The 18,492-nt window shown below is 66.4% G+C and carries 16 protein-coding genes and 1 tRNA gene; 3 read left to right on the forward strand and 14 right to left on the reverse strand.

Features of this window, described 5'->3' with window-relative positions:
* Positions 1-40 precede the first annotated feature (40 nt).
* Positions 41-1,429: a M20 family metallopeptidase gene (locus tag IP69_RS15550; RefSeq protein ID WP_054143738.1), complete on the forward strand. Its 1,389-nt coding sequence runs from the start codon at positions 41-43 to the stop codon at positions 1,427-1,429.
* Here the strand turns inward: IP69_RS15550 and IP69_RS15555 are convergent, their stop codons facing one another.
* The 7 genes from IP69_RS15555 to IP69_RS15585 form a co-directional block, all read right to left on the reverse strand.
* The gene (locus IP69_RS15555; protein ID WP_054143739.1) at positions 1,430-1,684 is read right to left on the reverse strand and encodes a hypothetical protein; all 255 of its coding nucleotides are present in this window, start codon (positions 1,682-1,684) and stop codon (positions 1,430-1,432) included.
* Between the two features lie 141 nt (positions 1,685-1,825).
* Positions 1,826-3,508 (reverse strand): TRAP transporter large permease subunit, encoded by a 1,683-nt coding sequence (locus IP69_RS15560; protein WP_156323492.1) that lies wholly within the window; start codon positions 3,506-3,508, stop codon positions 1,826-1,828.
* A gap of 128 nt (positions 3,509-3,636) precedes the next feature.
* Positions 3,637-4,236 (reverse strand): TRAP transporter small permease subunit, encoded by a 600-nt coding sequence (locus IP69_RS15565; protein ID WP_054143740.1) that lies wholly within the window; start codon positions 4,234-4,236, stop codon positions 3,637-3,639.
* 282 nt (positions 4,237-4,518) lie between these two features.
* Positions 4,519-5,313, reverse strand: coding sequence for a hypothetical protein (locus IP69_RS15570; protein ID WP_054143741.1), 795 nt, complete (start codon positions 5,311-5,313; stop codon positions 4,519-4,521).
* 287 nt (positions 5,314-5,600) lie between these two features.
* Positions 5,601-5,676: transfer RNA gene (locus IP69_RS15575), tRNA-Lys, on the reverse strand.
* A 142-nt stretch (positions 5,677-5,818) separates the two neighbouring features.
* Positions 5,819-7,093 (reverse strand): solute carrier family 23 protein, encoded by a 1,275-nt coding sequence (locus tag IP69_RS15580; protein ID WP_054143742.1) that lies wholly within the window; start codon positions 7,091-7,093, stop codon positions 5,819-5,821.
* A 225-nt stretch (positions 7,094-7,318) separates the two neighbouring features.
* On the reverse strand, positions 7,319-8,902 hold the full coding sequence (locus IP69_RS15585; RefSeq protein WP_054143743.1) for a 2-isopropylmalate synthase: 1,584 nt from the start codon (positions 8,900-8,902) through the stop codon (positions 7,319-7,321).
* A 402-nt stretch (positions 8,903-9,304) separates the two neighbouring features.
* On the opposite strand from IP69_RS15585, the gene IP69_RS15590 reads away from it, so the two are divergent.
* Together IP69_RS15590 and IP69_RS15595 are read left to right on the forward strand one after the other, a co-directional pair.
* The gene (locus tag IP69_RS15590) at positions 9,305-9,946 is read left to right on the forward strand and encodes a YoaK family protein (RefSeq protein WP_054143744.1); all 642 of its coding nucleotides are present in this window, start codon (positions 9,305-9,307) and stop codon (positions 9,944-9,946) included.
* A 64-nt stretch (positions 9,947-10,010) separates the two neighbouring features.
* Positions 10,011-10,352: a hypothetical protein gene (locus IP69_RS15595; RefSeq protein ID WP_082359377.1), complete on the forward strand. Its 342-nt coding sequence runs from the start codon at positions 10,011-10,013 to the stop codon at positions 10,350-10,352.
* Positions 10,353-10,443: 91 nt separating this feature from the next.
* Here the strand turns inward: IP69_RS15595 and IP69_RS15600 are convergent, their stop codons facing one another.
* The 7 genes from IP69_RS15600 to IP69_RS15630 all read right to left on the reverse strand — a co-directional run bounded on the left by IP69_RS15600 (position 10,444) and on the right by IP69_RS15630 (position 18,410).
* Positions 10,444-12,531 (reverse strand): M3 family metallopeptidase, encoded by a 2,088-nt coding sequence (locus IP69_RS15600; protein ID WP_054143746.1) that lies wholly within the window; start codon positions 12,529-12,531, stop codon positions 10,444-10,446.
* Between the two features lie 44 nt (positions 12,532-12,575).
* Complete coding sequence (locus IP69_RS15605; protein WP_054143747.1) at positions 12,576-13,328, reverse strand: hypothetical protein; 753 nt, start codon at positions 13,326-13,328, stop codon at positions 12,576-12,578.
* Complete coding sequence (locus IP69_RS15610; RefSeq protein ID WP_054143748.1) at positions 13,325-14,227, reverse strand: PhzF family phenazine biosynthesis protein; 903 nt, start codon at positions 14,225-14,227, stop codon at positions 13,325-13,327. Before IP69_RS15610 ends, IP69_RS15605 begins: the two co-directional genes overlap by 4 nt.
* Positions 14,224-15,348 (reverse strand): hypothetical protein, encoded by a 1,125-nt coding sequence (locus tag IP69_RS15615; protein WP_054143749.1) that lies wholly within the window; start codon positions 15,346-15,348, stop codon positions 14,224-14,226. The genes IP69_RS15610 and IP69_RS15615 overlap by 4 nt, the downstream gene beginning before the upstream one ends.
* Positions 15,349-15,354: 6 nt before the next feature.
* Positions 15,355-16,203: a pyridoxal kinase PdxY gene (gene pdxY, locus IP69_RS15620; protein WP_054143750.1), complete on the reverse strand. Its 849-nt coding sequence runs from the start codon at positions 16,201-16,203 to the stop codon at positions 15,355-15,357.
* A gap of 181 nt (positions 16,204-16,384) precedes the next feature.
* Entirely contained in the window at positions 16,385-17,416 is a 1,032-nt protein-coding gene (locus tag IP69_RS15625; protein ID WP_082359372.1) for an ABC transporter substrate-binding protein, read from the reverse strand.
* A 205-nt stretch (positions 17,417-17,621) separates the two neighbouring features.
* A complete protein-coding gene (locus IP69_RS15630; protein ID WP_054143751.1) occupies positions 17,622-18,410 on the reverse strand; it encodes an ABC transporter permease in 789 nt (262 codons plus the stop codon).
* Positions 18,411-18,492 lie beyond the last annotated feature (82 nt).

The raw sequence follows: 18,492 nt of genomic DNA on the forward strand, positions 1-18,492 counted from the left end.
TCCGCCGTCCTTTCCTTCGGCAGACAGTGAGCGAGCTTTCATGACCCGCGCCCAGGCCATCGCGCATGCGCAAGATTACTTCGACACCGGCGCCTTCAAGGCGGACCTGTCCCGGCTCATCGCGATGCCGACCGAGAGCCAGAACCCCAAGCGCGCCCCGGTCCTGAGCGACTATCTGGAAACGGAAATGCGCCCGCTGTTCGAGGCCCTGGGTTTCGAATGCCGCATCCTGCACCACCCCAAGGCAAAGGGTCCGTTCCTCTTCGCGGAGCGGATCGAGGATGAAAGCCTGCCGACGATCTTCGGCTATGGCCATGGCGACGTGATTCGCGGCCTCGACGCGCAATGGAGCGAGGGCCTCTCGCCCTGGACGCTGACCGAGCGCGACGGGCGCTGGTACGGCCGCGGCGTGGTCGACAACAAGGGCCAGCACGTCATCAACATCAACGCCTTGCGCGCCGTTCTTGAATCGCGCGGAAAGCTCGGATTCAACGCCAAATACCTGATCGAGATGGGTGAGGAATCCGGTTCGCCCGGCCTGCGTGAGCTCTGCATCGAGGAAGCCGAGCTCTTCCGCTCGGACGTGCTGATCGCCTCCGACGGGCCTCGCCTTGATGCGCAGCGCCCGACGGTGTTTCTCGGCGCGCGCGGCGTCATCACCTTCGATCTTTCGATCGTGGCACGCGAGGGCGGGCATCACTCCGGCAATTGGGGCGGCATTCTCTCGGACCCCGCGATCCAACTCGCCCATGCGATCGCCTCGATCACCTCCCCCACCGGTCAGATCCACATTCCTGAATGGGTGCCCCGCGAACTGCCCCGCGCCGTGCGCGAGGCGGTGGCCGATTGCGTGATCGATGGCGGGCCCGACGGGCCCCGGATCGACCCGGGCTGGGGCGAGCCGGACCTGTCGCCGGCCGAGCAGGTCTTCGGCTGGTGTTCCTTCGACGTGCTGGCGATGAAAGCGGGCGTGCCCGAGACGCCCGTCAACGCCGTGCCGCCGAGCGCCTGGGCGCGCGTGGCATTGCGCTTTGTCGTCGGCATCGACCCTCAGGACGTCGTGCCGGCGCTGCGCCGCCACCTCGATCGTCACGGCTTCGGCATGGTCGAGATCATCATGCCCGGCACCGAACGCTTCGGCGCGACCCGGCTCGACCCGGACGACGCCTGGGTCCGCTTCACCATCGACTCGATCGCACGCAGCACGAACAAGAAGCCGGCGCTGCTGCCCAATCTCGGCGGCTCGCTGCCCAACGACATCTTCGCCGAAATCCTGGGCTTGCGGACGATCTGGGTGCCGCACTCCTATCCCGGCTGTTCCCAGCATGCGCCCGACGAGCACATGCCCAGCGCGCTCGCGCGCGAGGCGCTGGGCCTGATGGCTGGGCTCTACTGGGATATAGGTGCAGGGCAAGCGCCGCCGGTCTGACTACTCCATCGGCTCGCGGGGAGCGCGGTCCGGCGGCATGTCGAAGGGCGTCGCGGGCGGACCTTCGATCGGCGAAGCGGGCGGCAGTTCCGACGGCGGCTCGACGGGTATGCCGACCGGCACGTCGGACGGAGGCGATTCGACCGGCGGCGCGGGCGGCACCTCGGTCGGGGTCAGCGGCGGCATTTCCTGCGGCGGGGTCGGCATGGCCGGGGTCCCGGTCGGATCGGCTGGCGTCATCGTGAGATCGGTCATTCGTCGCTCCTCGGTTCGAGGAGCAACGCAGCAGCGGCGGCAAGGTTCGCTTGCGCGCAAAAGCCGGACGGCCTGCCGCCAAAACAGCGACGCCGGCGATGAGGCCGGCGTCGTATCGTCGTCAGATCGTCGCCGATCGCTTTATTTGAAGCTCGGCGGCGCGCTCAGATCGAGCCCCGGCAGGCCGCCGGCACCGCCCATGCCCGGGATCTGGATCGAATCGAACTGCTTGTCGATCGACTGCTGGTCGAGCTGCACAGCCGACGCTTTGTAATGCATCACCATCTGCGGGAAGATCACCACCAGCGCGACCATGATGCACTGGATCACCACGAAGGGCACCGCCCCCCAGTAGATCTGCGCGGTGGTCACGGGCTCCATCATCGTTCCCGTAACCTTGTCGCGATAGGGATCCTTCGGCGCGACCGAGCGCAGGAAGAACAAGGCGAAACCGAAGGGCGGATGCATGAACGAGGTCTGCATGTTCACGCCGAGCATGATGCCGAACCAGATCAGATCGATCCCGAGCTTCTCGGCGGCGGGCCCCAGCAGCGGCACGATGATAAAGGCGAGCTCGAAGAAATCGAGGAAGAAGGCGAGCAGGAAGACCATGATGTTGACCACGATCAGGAAGCCCGTCGCCCCGCCCGGCAGGCCAACCAGAAGATGCTCGACCCAGATATGGCCGTTGACGCCGTAGAATGTCAGCGAAAACACGCGCGCGCCGACCAGGATAAACAGCACGAAGGCCGAGAGCTTGGCGGTGGATTCCACCGCCTGCTTGAGCAGGTCGAAGGTCATCCGCTTCTTGCCATAAGCCAGCAGGATCGCGCCGGCTGCGCCCATGGCGCCGCCCTCGGTCGGCGTCGCAACGCCGATGAAGATCGTGCCCAGCACCAGGAAGATCAGCGCCAGTGGCGGCACCATCACGAACACGACCTGCTCGGCCATGCGCGACAGCAGGTTGAGGCCCAGAACCTTGTTGGCGATGGCGATGACGAAGGACACAGCCACCGCGATCGACATCGTCAGAATGACGAAATCGGCGCCCGCCTTCACATTGGTGAACAGCTTCATGCAGGCATAGGCGAGCCCGAACGAGATGATCGTGACCACGAGGAGCGAGCGACGCCGCGTCTGACCATCGGCATCGCGCAGCGTCTGCGCCTCCGGCGGCAGGCCGGGCGCGCGATTGGGATAGACCATGGTAACGAGGAAGACATAGCCGGCATACATCGCCGACAGCACCAGGCCGGGGATGAAGGCGCCCTCATACATGTCGCCGACCGAGCGGCCGAGCTGGTCGGCGAGCACGATCAGGACGAGCGAAGGCGGGATGATCTGCGCCAGCGTGCCCGACGCCGCGATCACGCCGGTCGCCAGACGCCGGTCATAGCCGTAGCGCAGCATGATCGGAAGGGAGATCAGACCCATCGAAATCACGGACGCCGCGACCACGCCGGTGGTGGCGGCCAGCAGCGCGCCGACGAAGATCACCGCATAGGCTAGGCCGCCGCGCACAGGGCCGAAGAGCTGGCCGATTGTGTCCAGCAGATCCTCCGCCATGCCCGAGCGCTCGAGGATCAGGCCCATGAAGGTGAAGAATGGGATCGCCAGCAGCACGTCGTTGTTCATCGTGCCGTAGATGCGCTCCGGCATCGCCTGCAGGAAGTTCTCCTGGAACATGCCGAGCTCGATGCCGACGATGGCGAAGAGCAGCCCGTTGGCGGCCAGCGCGAAGGCGACCGGATAGCCCAGCAGCAGGAAGCCGACGAGGGCGGCAAACATCACCGGCGCCATGTTGACGCGCAGGAAATCGCCCAGGCCTGCGGCATGGGCGTCGCCGGTATGGAGGCCGAAGAAGGCGATCAGCGTCAGCGCGAGCAGCAGGCCGGCGACGCGGGACAGGCGGGTGGCGGTCATGGCGGGGGTCCGGACGTCTTTCGAAGGGCTCACGAGGCCAGGCCCTGCTGCCGGGCCTGCTCGAGCAGGCGGTGGGCTTCGGCTTCCGCCGCGGCGGCGTGGCCGCGCAGCGTCTCGTCATCCTCGAGATGGCCGCGCATGATCGCGATCTGCTTGATGATCTCGGAAACGCCCTGCACCGCCAGCATCACGAAGCCGATGATGACCAGCCCCTTGGCCGGCCATTGCGGCAGGCCGCCGGCCGAGAGCGACTGTTCGTTGATCGCGTAGGAGCGCGTGAAGAACGGCCAGGAGTGATAGATCATCAAGAAGCAGAACGGCATCAGGAACAGCGTGTGGCCGATCAGGTCGATCCAGCGCTGCACGCGCTTGGGCAGCAGGCTGTTCACGATGTCGATGCGGATATGCTCCTTCACCTTCAGCGTCCAGGCCGCACACATCAGGAACACGGCGCCAAACAGCATCCACTGCAATTCCAGCCAGGAATTGGAGGATGCGTTGAAGACCTTGCGGATAATCGCGTTGACGGCGGCGACGATGACCGCCACCAGAATCAGCCAGGCGACCTTCTTGCCGATCTGCTCGTTGATCGTGTCGATGATCCTGCTGATGCGGAGAAAACCCTGCACGCCGATGCTCCCGAATCCACCTCAGGGCCTTGTTCTGGAGGCAGGCCCGTTCGAGCCTTCGGTTATAGGAAGGCCATGCCGCACACAAGCCGACAAGCGCTTCGACCTTTCGGCTATCATGCTCCGATTTTCGGCATTTCCGTGCGTCGCTCCCCGGAAATCCGGCAATGCAGGACAGCCGATCACAACCACCCGCGAAGTGGTGGGCAGACGCGACGGCAGACGGTGCCCCTCGGACGGACTCGTTCGGCAGCCGCTTCGTTCGCAGACGAACGTCGTCTTTCAGCAGGCGACGACCACCGGCCTGGGGACAGTATAGGGCCCGATCAGACACCTCAGCGTCTCGACGATGTCACGATCCTCGCTCGCCATGATCAGGAGCCAGAGGTCGCCCGCAACCTGCAGCAACAGGTTCTCGAGCTGGTCATACTCCAGATCGGCAAAATCGAAGGCGATCTGAGTCGGGCTCGCGGAATCGACAACCTGATAAGCGCTCAGGCGCGCCCCGATGGTCGTGAGCGCCCTTGCGATGTCGCGCGGTCCGGCAAGATGGCTAGCCAGGACCGCACCTCTGGCGGCCACCGAGAGGATGCGCCCGATCACAATCCGCTTGTCCAGCAGGTTCATCGATCTGAGGCTGGCGCTGAACCGGGGCGTGAAGGACGCTCTCCGCGACGGCGCCTCGCTGGAGCCGCAACCGGCATCATGAGGCTTCGCGGGCGGCAACGGCATGAAGTATTCGAGATCGCACGCGACCCCGCTGCACCACACCCTTTGCGAACAGATCTCGACGGCGATGATTCGGCCTGTCGCGGCGCGCACCTCGGCGGGCTCGGAATCATAATACCCGTTCGTTTCGAGCATCCCGAGGCGCCGGTCGCGCTGCGCGCTGCTCACCGCGGAGCCGGCGGCGAGCAACTCCTTTTGATGAATTTCCGGCCAAACCCGTTCGATCAGCCGCAGATAGCCGGCGTTGACGGCGACATAGCGGGAACCGTCCGACCCAGCCGTAGAGAGGCAGGCCGGCACGTCCGCGAGCTGGACGAGCTCGGCGGTGAGAGTCCGGGTTGAAAACATCGGGGCCGGTCCAGCGTCGGCGCGGTTCTACGCCTCGACAGCCTAATATTCCAAAATCAGCCGGATTGCAGCAATCTCGTGTCGCGATCCCGGCACAAGGCCGCATTTGGTTGATGACCGGCTGGCACATTGCTGGAACGCGGCGCGGTGCGGGGGATGGCATCGGAAGCCAGACTGCGACCTCAGCGTCACGGTCGGGCCCGGCAGGCTGAAAGACATCCCCGTCAGCCGGACGACGCGGCCCGGCGACCGGGGCAGCCAGATCGTCGATTGTCAGGAAAGGTCCGTGGTGGGTGATGTAGGGCTCGAACCTACGACCCGCTGATTAAGAGTCAGCTGCTCTACCAACTGAGCTAATCACCCATACGCCACGAAGCGCGTGCCGTTCGGCGACCGAAGCCGCGTCAGGCAGGCCGGCGATGTAGCAAAGCCCCCCGGCGCTGTCCACCCACCTGTGACAGAAATATGTGAGACCCGCCGAGATCGTGGCGGCGGGCCTTGGCGCTCAGGCCGCTTTGCGGTTCAAAAGGTGATAAAGCGCGATCGCCCCGAAGGTCGCCGTACCGATGCCGCCGAGCTCGAAACCGAAGATCGGCAGCTTGAGGTCGCCGGCGCCTAAAATCAGCGCGGTCGCGACGGTCAGCAGGTTCTTCGGCTCGGAGAAATCGACCTTGCTCTCGACCCAGATCCGCCCCGCCGTGGCGGCGATCAATCCGAACACGACGATGGCGAGCCCGCCCAGCACCGCAACGGGGATCGTCCCGATCACCGCGCCGAACTTCGGCGAGAAACCCAGCACCAGCGCGATGATGCCGGCTGCGACGAAGACCAGCGTCGAATAGATCCGCGTCACCGCCATCACGCCCATATTCTCGGCATAGGTCGTCACGCCGGTGCCGCCGCCCGAGCCGGCGATCATGGTGGCGACGCCGTCGGCCATGAAGCCGCGCCCGATCAGGGGATCGAGATTGCGCCCGGTCATCACCGCGATGCCCTTGATGTGGCCGAGATTCTCGGCGACCAGGATGATCGCGACCGGCGCGATCAACCCCATCGCCTTGGCGTCGAACACCGGCGCGACGAAGTTCGGCAGCCCGAACCACGCGGCTGCCGCGACGCGGCCGAAATCGACCGGCGGCGCGCCGAAGCTCGCAGCGGTCGCGGCATAGACGAGATAGGCCATCAGCCCGCCGATCAGGATCGGCAGGCGCTGCGCCAGCCCGCGGCTATAGACCGCGACGACGGCGACCGTGACCACCGTGAACAGCGCAATCCATTTGGTATAGGCGCTGGCCGAGATCATGTTCATCGCCACGCCGGTGAGGTTGAGACCGATCGCGGCGACGACCGCGCCGGTGACCACCGGCGGCAGCAGCTTCTCGATCCAGGCCGTGCCGACCGCCTGAACCAGCAACCCGATTGCGGCATAGACCGCGCCGCAGGCGATGATGCCGCCCAGCGCCACGCCGATATTGGCGTTGGGGCCCGAGCCGGCATAGCCGGTCGCCGCGATCACCACGCCGATGAAGGCGAAGGACGAGCCGAGATAGCTCGGCAACTGCCCGCGCGTGACGATGAAGAACAGCAGCGTCGCGACGCCGGAGAAGAAGATCGCGACATTGGGGTCGAACCCCATCAGGATCGGCGCCAGCGCGGTCGCGCCGAACATCGCCACCACATGCTGCAGGCCCGCGATGAAGGTCTGCGCGAGCGGCAGCCGCTCGTCGGGCATCACGGTGCCTGAGGTCTTCAGGGTCCAGTTCGGAAAATAGCCTGCCATCACGCGCTCCCGCCATGCCGAGCGGCCGCGAGAGGCGGCCGCTGATATCAGGCGAGATGAAGGCAAGTCGCGGGCCCGCGCCAGACGAGCGCAGGGTCATCCACTGGAATCGGCAAGTGTCGGACGTTCGCAGGCGTCATTCTCGGGCGAAGCGAAGCGCAGACCCGAGAATCTCTTCCAGGAGATGCTCGGGTCAAGCCCGAGCATGACGGCCAGGGGAGCCCCCTACTCCGCCGCAGCCTGCGCATGCAGGCGCACGCCCTTGGCCATCAGCTTGTTGAGCGCGACGAGATAGGCTTTCGCCGAGGAGACCAGTGTGTCGGGGTCGGCGCCGCGGCCCGTCACCGAGACGCCCTCATGCGTCAGCCGCACCGTGACCTCGGCCTGTGCGTCGGTGCCTTCGGTGACGGCATGGACGTCGTAGAGCTCCAGCGTTGCCTCATGCGGCACGATCGTCTTGATCGCGTTGAAGATGGCATCGATCGGCCCGTTGCCCTCGACCTCCTCGGTCACGAGACGGCCTTCGACATCGAGCCGCATCGTCGCGCGCTGCGGGCCGCGCGTGCCGGCGATCACCGTCAGCGAATCGAGCTTGATGCGGTCATGCGCGGTGGCGATGTTGTCGTCGACCAACGCCTCGATATCCTCGTCATAGACATGCTTCTTGCGGTCGGCGAGCGCCTTGAAGCGCGTGAAGGCATCCTCCAACTGATTGTCGCCGAGATCATAGCCCATCTCCTTCAGCTTGGAGCGGAAGGCGGCGCGGCCGGAATGCTTGCCCATCACCAGCGAGGTCTTGGTCACGCCGACGGAAGCCGGCGTCATGATCTCGTAGGTCGACTGGTTCTTCAGCATGCCGTCCTGGTGGATGCCGCTCTCATGGGCGAAGGCGTTCCGGCCGACGATCGCCTTGTTGTACTGCACCGGGAAGGAGCAGGCGTTCGACACCGTCTTCGAGGCGCGCATCAGCATGGTCGCGTCGATGCCGGTGTCGTAGGGCAGGACATCGCCGCGCACCCGCAGCGCCATCACCACCTCTTCCAGCGCGGCATTGCCGGCGCGCTCGCCGATGCCGTTCAGCGTGCATTCGACCTGCCGCGCGCCGCCCGCGATGCCGGCCAGCGAATTGGCGACCGCCAGGCCGAGATCATTATGGCAATGCACCGAGAAGATCGCCTTGTCGGCATTGGGCACGCGTTCGCGGACGGAGGCGAACATCGTCCGATACTCGTCGGGCGTCGCATAGCCCACCGTGTCGGGCAGGTTGATGGTGGTGGCGCCCGCCTTGATCGCCGCCTCGACGGTGCGGCAGAGATAGTCGATCGGCGTGCGGGTGGCGTCCATCGCCGACCATTCGACATCCTCGACCAGATTGCGCGCCTGCGCGACGGTGCGGGTGATGATCTCCAGCACCTCGTCTTCCGTCTTGCGCATCTGGTGCTCGAGATGGATCGGCGAGGTCGAGACGAAGGTGTGGATGCGCGGCTTCCCGGCATGGCGCACGGCCTCGCCGGCCCGGGCGATGTCGCCGGTGATGGCGCGGGCCAGACCTGCGATGGTCGCGCGCTTGCTGCGCCGCGCGATCTCCGACACGGCCTCGAAGTCACCGTCCGAGGCGATCGGGAAACCCGCCTCGATGATATCGACGCCCATCGCGTCCAGCAGTTCGGCGATCTCGAGCTTTTCCTCGAAGGTCATCGTCGCGCCGGGGCACTGCTCGCCGTCGCGCAGCGTGGTGTCGAAGATCAGGATTCGGTCTTTGGGGGAAGAAGGAGTCGCGGAGCCGTTGCTCGCAATCGATTCGGTCATGGTCGTGTTCCTGAAAGATCCGGCGCCGCTCACCTGGCAGGTAGCCACTTTGGAAGCAGGCGCCTTATGTCTGGGGTGTCGTTCTCGTCACTCCCCTGAGCGCCCAGGCATGCATGCCCGGCCGGCCCTCAGGGGCGGCTAAGGAGAAGAAGCAGACCAAGCGAGGCGGCGGGACGCGCGCGCGAACCGGCGGATCGCGCCAGGGCGCAATCGTCATACCAGTCGGGGGCAAGCGTCGCAGACAAGGGCAATCCTCGGATATCGTGGAACGATGTAGCCGAAACCGGCACGCCCGCGCAAGCATATGTCGCAGGCCGCCCGTAATGGGTGACGTCACGGGTGGGACCCCTATGATCGCCCCGCGCGGATGGCGCAAGCCGGCGCGGCGGGGGACGACAACCGATGCTGACCTATAACCGCTGGGCGATCGGCCTCGCCTTCTGCCTGTCGGGCCTGGCCGGCTATATCGACACGATCGGCTTCATCAGCCTCGGCGGCTTCTTCGTCTCCTTCATGAGCGGCAACACCACGCGGCTCAGCATCGAACTCGCGGGGCTCCACACCGGCGGCATCGCCACCGCCGCCAGCGTGCTGGCGCTGTTTGTCTGCGGCGTGATCTGCGGGTCGCTGGTCGGCCATCTCGGCGGCCGGCGCCGCAAATCGGCCGTGCTGGGGCTGGTGGCGCTGGCGCTGGCGGCATCGGCGACGCTCGACATCATCGGCCTGAGCTTTGCCGGCGCGGTGCTGCTCGCCTTCGCCATGGGCGCCGAGAACGGCGTCTTCCAGCGCGACGGCGAGGTCACCATCGCCCTGACTTACATGACCGGGACGCTGGTGAAGATGGGCCAGCGCATCGCCGGTGCCATGCTCGGCGGACCGAGACTGGCCTGGGTCCGCCACTTCGTCCTGTGGCTGGGCCTGCTGACCGGCTGCATCAACGGCGCCATCGCGCATTACCTCGTCGGCCAGGGCGCCGTCTGGCTGGCGGCGCTGGCGGCGGCGATCTTCGCCGTCGCCCTGCCCTTCCTGCCGCTGGACGATTGAGGGCGCCGATTGACCCGCAAGGGGAATCGGTCATCTTCGCACTCACCCGATGCCGGAGCCTGCCATGCGCGCCACTGCCCTGTCCTTCGCCGCCCTCGCCTTCGCGCTCGGCGCCTGCCAGACCGCCTCGGTCACGACGCCGCCGGCCCCCTCGCCCGAGCAGGCAGCTACCGGCGTCACGCCCAACACCTTCCGCATGCCGAGCGGTGCGGGATGCTCCGGCGAGGTCGAGCGCTTCCAGGCCGTGATCGACAACGACCTCGCCACCGGCCACACCACCAAGGGCGTCCACACCCGCGTTTCGGCCGAGATCTCGACCGCGCGCACGACCTGCGCCGCCGGCAATGAGGGTGGCGCGGTCAGTCAGATCCGGGCGACGAAGGCGCGGTTTGGCTACCCGGGGTGAGATGCTCCGTCATGCTCGGGCTTGACCCGAGCATCTCTTGCCGGAGATTCTCGGGTCGGCGCATCGCGCCGCCCGAGAATGACGCGAGCGACTATGCCGCCAGCCCCCGCTTCTGCAGCAGCGCGTCGGGCGTCGGCAGCCGGCCCCGGAACAGCGTGTAGGCTTCGGCCGCGTCGCGGGTGTCGCCGGCTGAATAGATGAAGCGCTTCAGCTTGCCTGCCAGCTCCGGCGAGAACACGTCGCCGGCCTCAAGGAAGGCGTTGAAGGCGTCGGCGTCCATCACCTCCGACCAGAGATAGCTGTAATAGCCGGCCGAATAGCCATCGCCCGCGAAGACATGGGTAAAATGCGGGGTGCGGTGGCGCATCACCATGCCCTCGGGCATGCCGAGCCGCGAAAGCTCCGCCTTTTCGAAGGCCAGCGCATCGATCTCGCCCGGCTCCTCCAGCGAATGGAAGGCCAGATCGACCAGCGCCGAGGAGGTGTATTCGACCGTGGCGCAGCCCTGGTTGAAGGTCTGCGCCAGATTGATCTTCTCGATCAGGGCATCGGGGATCGGCTCGCCCGTCTGGGCATGCAGGCAATAGGTCTGCATCACCTCCTTGGTCAGGAACCAGTGCTCGTAGAGCTGCGAGGGCAGTTCGACGAAATCGCGCGAGACAGAGGTGCCGGCGAGCGAGCCATAGGTCACGTCCGAGAGCAGCCCGTGCAGCGCATGGCCGAATTCGTGGAACAGCGTGCGCGCATCGTCGATCGAGAGCAGCGCCGGCTGCCCCTGGGCGGGCTTGGCGAAGTTGCAGACATTGACGATGATCGGCCTAACCTCGCCGCCGAGCCGGCGCTGGCCGCGAAAGGCACTCATCCAGGCGCCCGAACGTTTCGAGGCGCGGGCGAAATAATCGCCGATGAACAGGCCGATATGCCGGCCGCTGGCGGCCTCCTTTACCTCCCAGATGCGGACATCAGGGTGATAGCCGACGAGTTCCGAGCGCGGCTCAAAAGCCAGCCCGAACAGCTTGCCGGCGACGTCGAAGGCAGCAGCGATGATGCGGTCGAGCTGGAGATAGGGCTTCAGCACGGCCTCATCGAGCGCATAGGTCTGCTGGCGGACCTTCTCGGCGTAATGACGCCAGTCCCACGGGCGGAGCGGGCCGTTCTCGCCCTCGGCCTGCGCCAGCGCCGCGAGATCGGCCGCCTCCTGCGCGGCGCGGGCCTTCGCCGGCTTCCACACCAATTCGAGCAGTTCGCGGACATTCTCCGGCGTCTTGGCCATGGCGTCGTCGAGCTTGAAATGCGCGAAGGTGGCGAAGCCGAGCAGCTTGGCCTTCTCGGCGCGCAGCTTGACCATTTCGGCGACGATCAGGCGGTTGTCGCTGTCATTGCCGTTCTCGCCGCGCTTGCCCCAGGCCGCAAAGGCCTCCTCGCGCAGATCGCGCCGCGTCGAGAAGGTCAGGAACGGCTCGATCACCGAGCGCGACAGCGTCACCGCATGTTTGTCGGGATGGCCGCGGTCGGTTGCGGCGCGTGCCATCGATGCCAGCAGGAAGGGCGGCAGGCCGGCGAGCCCCGCCTCGTCCTCGATGATCAGCGCATAGGCGGATTCGTCCTTGAGCACATTCTGGCTGAACTGCGTGCCCAGTTCCGCCAGCCGCTCGTTGATCGCGGCCAGCCTCGCCTTGTCCTCTGCGCCGAGCTGTGCGCCCGAGCGGATGAAGCCGCGATGCGTCCGCTCCAGGAGCCGCATCTGCTCGGAATCGAGTCCCAGCGTCTCGCGCTTGGCGAAGACCGAATCGACCCGCGCAAACAGCGCCGGGTCCATCATGATCGCCGACCAGTGCCGCGAGGTGAGTGGCGAGAGTTCGCGCTCAATCGCCTGCAGCGCCTCGTTGGTGTCGGCTCCAGACAAGTTGTAGAACACGCCGCCGACGCGCGAGAGCGCGCGGCCCGCCCGCTCCAGCGCCTCGATCGTGTTGGCGAAATCGGGCGCGGCCGGATCGGCCACGATCGCCGCCATCTCGTCCTTGTGCTTGGCGAGCGCCGCCTCGAAGGCCGGCTGGATATGCTCAGGCTGGATCGCCGCGAAGGGCGGCAGTCCGAACGGCGTCTCCCAGCGCGTGGCGAAGGGGTTGTCCGAGGAAAGCGGCAGGGACTCGGGGGCGAGGGCTTCGGACGTGGTCATGGCATCGCTTTCGGCTGGCGGGCGGCAGGACGATCGGCGTGCGATCAATCCTGCCCGAAGATATGGGCGAGATAGGGCTTCATGAAGGGCGCCATCCTGTGGCGGTCGCAATCGGCGGCGCTGCGCAGGATCACGATGTCGTCGAGTTCCTGTTCGTCCATGGTCGCGATCCGCGACAGCATCAGCGCGCGCGCCTCTTCCGCCGGCAGGTTGACGGTGAGCGGCCGCATGAAGGCGATGCGCCCGGGCGTGAACACGGCGTCCCAGCCCTCCCCGACCGTGATCTCGGCCTCCGTCAGCCCGGTCTCCTCCCAAAGTTCCCGCACGACGCTGCCGGCGAGATCGACCGTGCCGTCCGCGCGCACATCGCTGCGATCGGGCGTGCCGGCTGCGAAATAGACCATGCCGGCATTGGCGGTGTGCTCGGCCATCCGTCCGCACAGAAAGGCCCCGTCGGCGGCGCGCAGCGCGCCCATCGCGAAGCCGTTGCGGATCGCGGGTCCCGGCCGGCCGAGATCGCGCCATGTCATGAAGGCGGCATAGTCGGTCTCGAAATAGCCGGCCCGGAAGACGCCGTCCTCGATCGCAGCCCGGTGCTGCAGCAGGATGCGCCCGTTGAACATCGCGGGCTTGTCGGCGCTGAGCTTGGCCCAATGTGCGGCGATAGCGTCTTCGTTCTCCCGCGCGAAGGCCCAGTCATGAGCCTCAGCCCGCGCCTCGACCGCTCGCAGCGGCACGATATGGCAGTCGGGGAACGCCTCGATCGATCCGCTCTGCCTGCTGCCGGCGATCGTCACAGCAGAACGCCTTCGCTGATCATCACGGCCGCCCCGCCGATCCGGGCCGAGACGAGCGCGCCGCCCGCCACGGTCAGTTCGAGCGTGATCTGCGAGGGCCGGCCCATTTCATAGCCTTGCTCGATGACGAAGCGATGCTCGCCGTCGCCCGGCTGCTCGAAGCGCATGATGACGTCGGCAAAGGCAGCAACGGCCGCCCCGGTCGCGGGATCCTCCCTGACGCCCATGGCAGGGGCGAACATGCGAGCGTGGAAATCATGCCCGGCATCGCGCGTGCGGCGGCAATAGGCATAGGCGTTGGGTTCGTCCACCGGCCTGATCGCCTGCGACCAGAGCGTGGTGTCGAGTCGCACGCGCTCCAGCGCATCCAGGCTCGACACCGGCACGAAGGTGAACGCCACCCCGGCCGAGACCACGCTCGGCACATGCCGGTCGAAGCCGATCTCGCGGCGGTCGAGTCCGAGCGCGCCTGCGATCAGCGCCAGCGCAGCCGGCGGCCCCAATTCCTCCGGCAGGCGCGGCAGCGTGAAGACAGCGTGGCCGATGCGTGGGCTTGTCACGGAGACGGCGCAGGGCACGAGGCCGACCTCCTCCTCCAGCACGATGACATCGGCCGCCCTGCCCTCGGCCGCATCGCGCAATGCCAGGAGCACGGCGGTCCCGACGGTGGGATGCCCGGCGAAGGGCAGTTCGCGGCCAGGCGTGAAGATGCGCAGCGCCGCGCGGTGCGAAGCGTCCGCCGGCGCCAGGACGAAAACCGTCTCCGACAGGGCGAATTCGCGCGTAATCGCCTGCATCGCTTCGGTGTCGAGCCCCTCGCTGTCGAGCACGACGGCCAGCGGGTTGCCGGCATGGGGCGTCGCCGTGAAGACATCGAGAGTGACAAAGCGGCGGGTCATGAAACGCGGTCCTGCGGTATCGTCAGGTCGATGGTGAGCGGGCAATGGTCGGAGGCCTTGGGCCGGTCCCAGCCGATGCGCGGATAGCGGTCGGCGCTCGTGGCGAGCGTCGCGATCGAGCGGTCCGGCGTTCGCGGATCGAGCGGCACACGGTAGGGCAGCCCGCGCCGGATCATCTGCATGGCGGGGGCGGGATTGGCCGCAGCCAGCGCCGGCGACAGCAGGATGTGGTCGAGCGGCATATGCGTCTCGACCAGGCGTTGGCCGGCTTCGGACCAGTAGCGCCGGAAATGCGTCCAGCGCTCGTGTTCCGGCAGGTTTTCCATCGGGTCGATCGCGAAATCCTCGAGCAGTGGCTCGATCCCGCTCTCGCCCTCGTCGGTCCGCTGCGCCAGCGGGCCCAGGCCGAAGCGATAGGCGTTGAGATCCCCGAGCACGATCCAGTTTGCCGCGCGCCAGCCCTCGCCGAAATGCCGCTTGATCAGCCCCTTGACCGCACGCGCTTCGGCCCGGCGCACCGGCAGCGTCGCCTGGCGGCCATCGTCGCGGCCATTGCTCATCGATTTCAGATGGCAGCCGAACAGGGTCAGGCTGCGGTCGCCGAAATCGAGCTCGATCTGCAGGCAGTCGCGCGCGAAGACCTTGCCGCTGCGATCGATCCCGAGCGCGGCGAGGTCGCGGTCATGGACGCCGGCCTCGGCGAAGCTGAGATCCCTGTGCGAGCTCACCGCGACCCGCTGCGGCGCCAGGAGGTCGCGCCGCGCCGCGAAACCGATATCGATGTTGCGGCGGTCATTGCCGTCGAGCAGCGTAAAATGGCCGTAGCGATGGTCGGCGATGCGGTGGACGTAATTGGCGAAGAAGGCCTGCAGGCTCGCCAGCGAATCGACCTCTTGCAGCATCCAGAGATCGGCATGCGCCTCGGCGATGGCGAGCGCCGTCATCTGGCGCTTGTCGTCCTCCAGCGCGACCGCGAGCGAACGCTCGACCGCGTCGCGCTCGTCGATCCGGGGGAAATGGAACAGCGACATGGCGGGCGCCGTGTCGCTGCGTTCGCCCGACGAGAAGCGGTGCCGCGTCAGCAGGTTCTCGACATTAAAGGTGCCGACGCGCAGCTTCATCCGGCTCTACAGCTTCTCGGGCACGAACTGGTGCGTCGGCGTGACGAACTCGTCCTGCGCGGCAACCGTCAGGATCTCGCGCGAGCCCGCCTCCTTGGTGCGCTTCAGCAGGCCGTAGATGGAGGCTGAGGCCTTGGCCAGCGCGACGGCAGCCGATTCCTCGCGCAAATAATGCACAAAGAACAAAGCCGCGATCGCATCGCCCGCGCCATTGACGCTGACGTCGAGCTTGGGCGTGCGGACGCGGTAAGCGCCCCTGGCGTCGGCTGCCATCATGTCGATCGCGTCGTCGGGCGTCTCGTTGGTAGTCAGCGAGGTCACCAGCACGACCTTCGGCCCGGCATCGCGCAGCGCCTCGACCGCACGATGCGCGTCGGCGATCGTGCGCACCTCGATATCGGTCAGCAGCTCCAGCTCGAACTGGTTGGGCGTGACGATGTCGGCCGCGGGAACCGCCTGCTCGCGCATGAATTCGGGAATGCCCGGCCGCACAAAGACACCGCGCCCAACATCGCCGATCACCGGATCGCAGCAATAGACCGCCTTGGGGTTGGCCGCCCGCACACGCTCGACCGCCGAGAGGATGCCATGGCCGACATCGGCCGAGCCCATATAGCCAGAGAGCACGCCGGTGCAGGAGGGCAACACGCCGCGCTCGGCGATGCCCTCCATCACCTCGTCGATCATGCCGCCATCGAAGACACGGCCCTTCCAGGCGCCGTAGCCGGTGTGATTGGAGAACTGCACCGTATGGATCGGCCAGACCTCGACACCGAGGCGCTGCATCGGAAACACGGCGGAGGCATTGCCGACATGCCCATAGGCGACATGCGACTGGATCGAGAGAATGTTCATCAGAGGTAGCAGGGCCCCGGCTTCAAAGGCGGGGAACCTAGCCGTTGCTGCGCCGCACGCCAACCGAAAGCGGTGATGGGAGGGATCAGCATGCCGTCATTCTCGGGCGGCGCAGAGCGGCGACCCGAGAATCTCGTTCTCCAGAGATGGTCGGGTCAAGCCCGACCATGACGATCTTGGCTCAAGACCCCGCAGCCGCCTTCTTGGCGAAGGTATCGATAAAGGTCGTCTTCAGATCGACCTTTGACGTGGCCAGTTCCGGATCGAGCAGCTTGAGCGCGTCATACATGCTCTTCATCGCCTCGGGGCTGGACACGCCGCTGCGCGAATAACTTTCCAGCGAGTTCTTCACCGCCCGCAGATAGAGCGGCTTGTCACCGAGATGATACTCAGCCGGCACGAGATCGGCGACGTCTTCCGGCTTGGCGGTTTCAAGCCATTTCAGCGCCTTGACGAAGGCGTTGGCGAGCTTTTGCGTCGTCACCGGATTCTTCTCGGCGAAATCGCCCTTGAGATAGAGTACCGCCGCCGGGTTCGAGCCGCCGAACAGCGCCTTGGTGCCGGCCTCGGTGCGCGTATCGATCAGCGCCACGACATCGCCATCGGCCTCGAGCTTCGAGGTGACGGGGTCGAGATGCGAGATGATGTCGACCTGCTTCTGCTTCATCGCCGCCACCGCGCTGGCGCCCGCGCCGACGCCGATGATCGCGGCATCGCTCGCCTTCAACCCGGCCTTGACCATGGCGTATTGCGCGGTCAGCGCCGTCGAGGAGCCCGGCGCGGTGACGCCAATCTTGAGGCCCTTGAAGTCGGCCGCCGACTTGACCTTGTCGACGAGATCCTTGCGCACCGCGATGGTGATGCCGGGAAAGCGCCCGAGCTCGACCACGGCGCGAATGTCCTGGCCCTTGGCCTGCATCCGGATGGTGTGCTCATAGGCGCCGGTGACGACATCGACCGAGCCGCCGACCAGCGCCTGCAGCGATTTCGCGCCGCCGCCGAAATCGTTGATCGTGACGTCGAGCCCCTCATCCTTGAAGAAACCCTTCCGCTCGGCGACCGTCAGCGGGAGATAATACAAAAGCTGCTTGCCGCCGACGCCGAGCGTCAGCTTGGCCTTTTCGGCGGCCTGGGCGAGCGCGGCATGGGGCGAAAAGCCGATCGCGGTGGCGAGGGCGAGCGCAGCAAGCGCCGCGCGGCGTGAAATCGTCATGGGTGTTCCTCCGGTTGGCGTGATTTGCGCTTCTGAACGAGCGCATTGGGAAACAGGTTAGGCGAGATGGCAGCCGACGGGCAACTGTCGCGTCATCGCGATAGTCCGTCATTGCGAGCGCAGCGAAGCAATCCAGCGTTTCGCGCTCCGTCGCCTGGATTGCTTCGCTGCGCTCGCAACGACGGCAGAGCGTTCGCATCGCCGCTCACACCGTCGTCGAACTCTGCACTGGCCGCCACACCAGAAGCCGCTTCTCGACCATGGTCACGACGGAATCGATCGCGATCACGAAGATCGTCAGGATCAGCATGCCCGAGAACACCCCGGTGACGTCGAAGACGCTCTCGGCCTCCTGGATCTTGTAACCCAGCCCCGCAGACGAGCCGAGATATTCGCCGACCACCGCGCCGATCAGCGCAAAGCCGACCGAGGTGTGCAGGGAGGAGAACATCCAGGTCAGCGCCGAGGGCCAGTAGACGTGCCGGAAGAGCTGGCGCTCGTTCATGCCGAGCATGCGGGCATTGGCCAGCACCGTCGGCGAGACCTCGCGCACGCCCTGATAGACGTTGAAGAAGACGATGAAGAACACCAGCGTGAAGCCCAGCGCCACCTTCGACCAGATCCCCAGACCAAACCAGAGCGCGAAGATCGGCGCCAGCACGACGCGCGGCAGGGCGTTGGCCGCCTTGATATACGGATCGAACACCGCCGCCAGCAGCTCGCGACGGGCAAAGGTGAAGCCGAAGAAGATGCCGGCCGCCGAGCCGATGACGAAGGCCAGCACCGTCTCCGTTAGCGTGATGCCGATATGCCAGTAGATCTCGGTGCCGGTGAGCTGGTTCCAGGTCCGGCCGATCACGGCGGCCGGCGTCGAGAAGAAGAACTGGATCGTCTTGACGTCGCCCATGATCGGATAGGCGGTGACGACGTGCCAGATCAGCAGGAAGCCGACCATCACCATGGCCTGGAGAAACAGGAGTTTGGCGCGCTTCATGGCGTCGCTCCCTGACCACAACCGACTGGGCCGGGCGCGACGCTGCTCCCTCCCCCCGCTTGCGGTGGGGAGGGTTGGGGTG

The organism is Allobosea sp. AAP35, from assembly GCF_001295925.1.
Classification (GTDB): Bacteria; Pseudomonadota; Alphaproteobacteria; order Rhizobiales; family Beijerinckiaceae; genus Allobosea.

Coding starts and splice junctions, on each gene's coding strand:
- IP69_RS15570 (WP_054143741.1), bottom strand. CDS start 5,313: ATGTTTTCAACCCGGACTCTCACCGCCGAGCTCGTCCAGCTCGCGGAC.
- IP69_RS15615 (WP_054143749.1), bottom strand. CDS start 15,348: ATGAAGCTGCGCGTCGGCACCTTTAATGTCGAGAACCTGCTGACGCGG.
- IP69_RS15630 (WP_054143751.1), bottom strand. CDS start 18,410: ATGAAGCGCGCCAAACTCCTGTTTCTCCAGGCCATGGTGATGGTCGGC.
- IP69_RS15610 (WP_054143748.1), bottom strand. CDS start 14,227: ATGACCCGCCGCTTTGTCACTCTCGATGTCTTCACGGCGACGCCCCAT.
- IP69_RS15585 (WP_054143743.1), bottom strand. CDS start 8,902: ATGACCGAATCGATTGCGAGCAACGGCTCCGCGACTCCTTCTTCCCCC.
- IP69_RS15600 (WP_054143746.1), bottom strand. CDS start 12,531: ATGACCACGTCCGAAGCCCTCGCCCCCGAGTCCCTGCCGCTTTCCTCG.
- IP69_RS15550 (WP_054143738.1), top strand. CDS start 41: ATGACCCGCGCCCAGGCCATCGCGCATGCGCAAGATTACTTCGACACC.
- IP69_RS15555 (WP_054143739.1), bottom strand. CDS start 1,684: ATGACCGATCTCACGATGACGCCAGCCGATCCGACCGGGACCCCGGCC.
- IP69_RS15625 (WP_082359372.1), bottom strand. CDS start 17,416: ATGACGATTTCACGCCGCGCGGCGCTTGCTGCGCTCGCCCTCGCCACC.
- IP69_RS15595 (WP_082359377.1), top strand. CDS start 10,011: ATGCGCGCCACTGCCCTGTCCTTCGCCGCCCTCGCCTTCGCGCTCGGC.
- IP69_RS15580 (WP_054143742.1), bottom strand. CDS start 7,093: ATGGCAGGCTATTTTCCGAACTGGACCCTGAAGACCTCAGGCACCGTG.
- pdxY (WP_054143750.1), bottom strand. CDS start 16,203: ATGAACATTCTCTCGATCCAGTCGCATGTCGCCTATGGGCATGTCGGC.
- IP69_RS15590 (WP_054143744.1), top strand. CDS start 9,305: ATGCTGACCTATAACCGCTGGGCGATCGGCCTCGCCTTCTGCCTGTCG.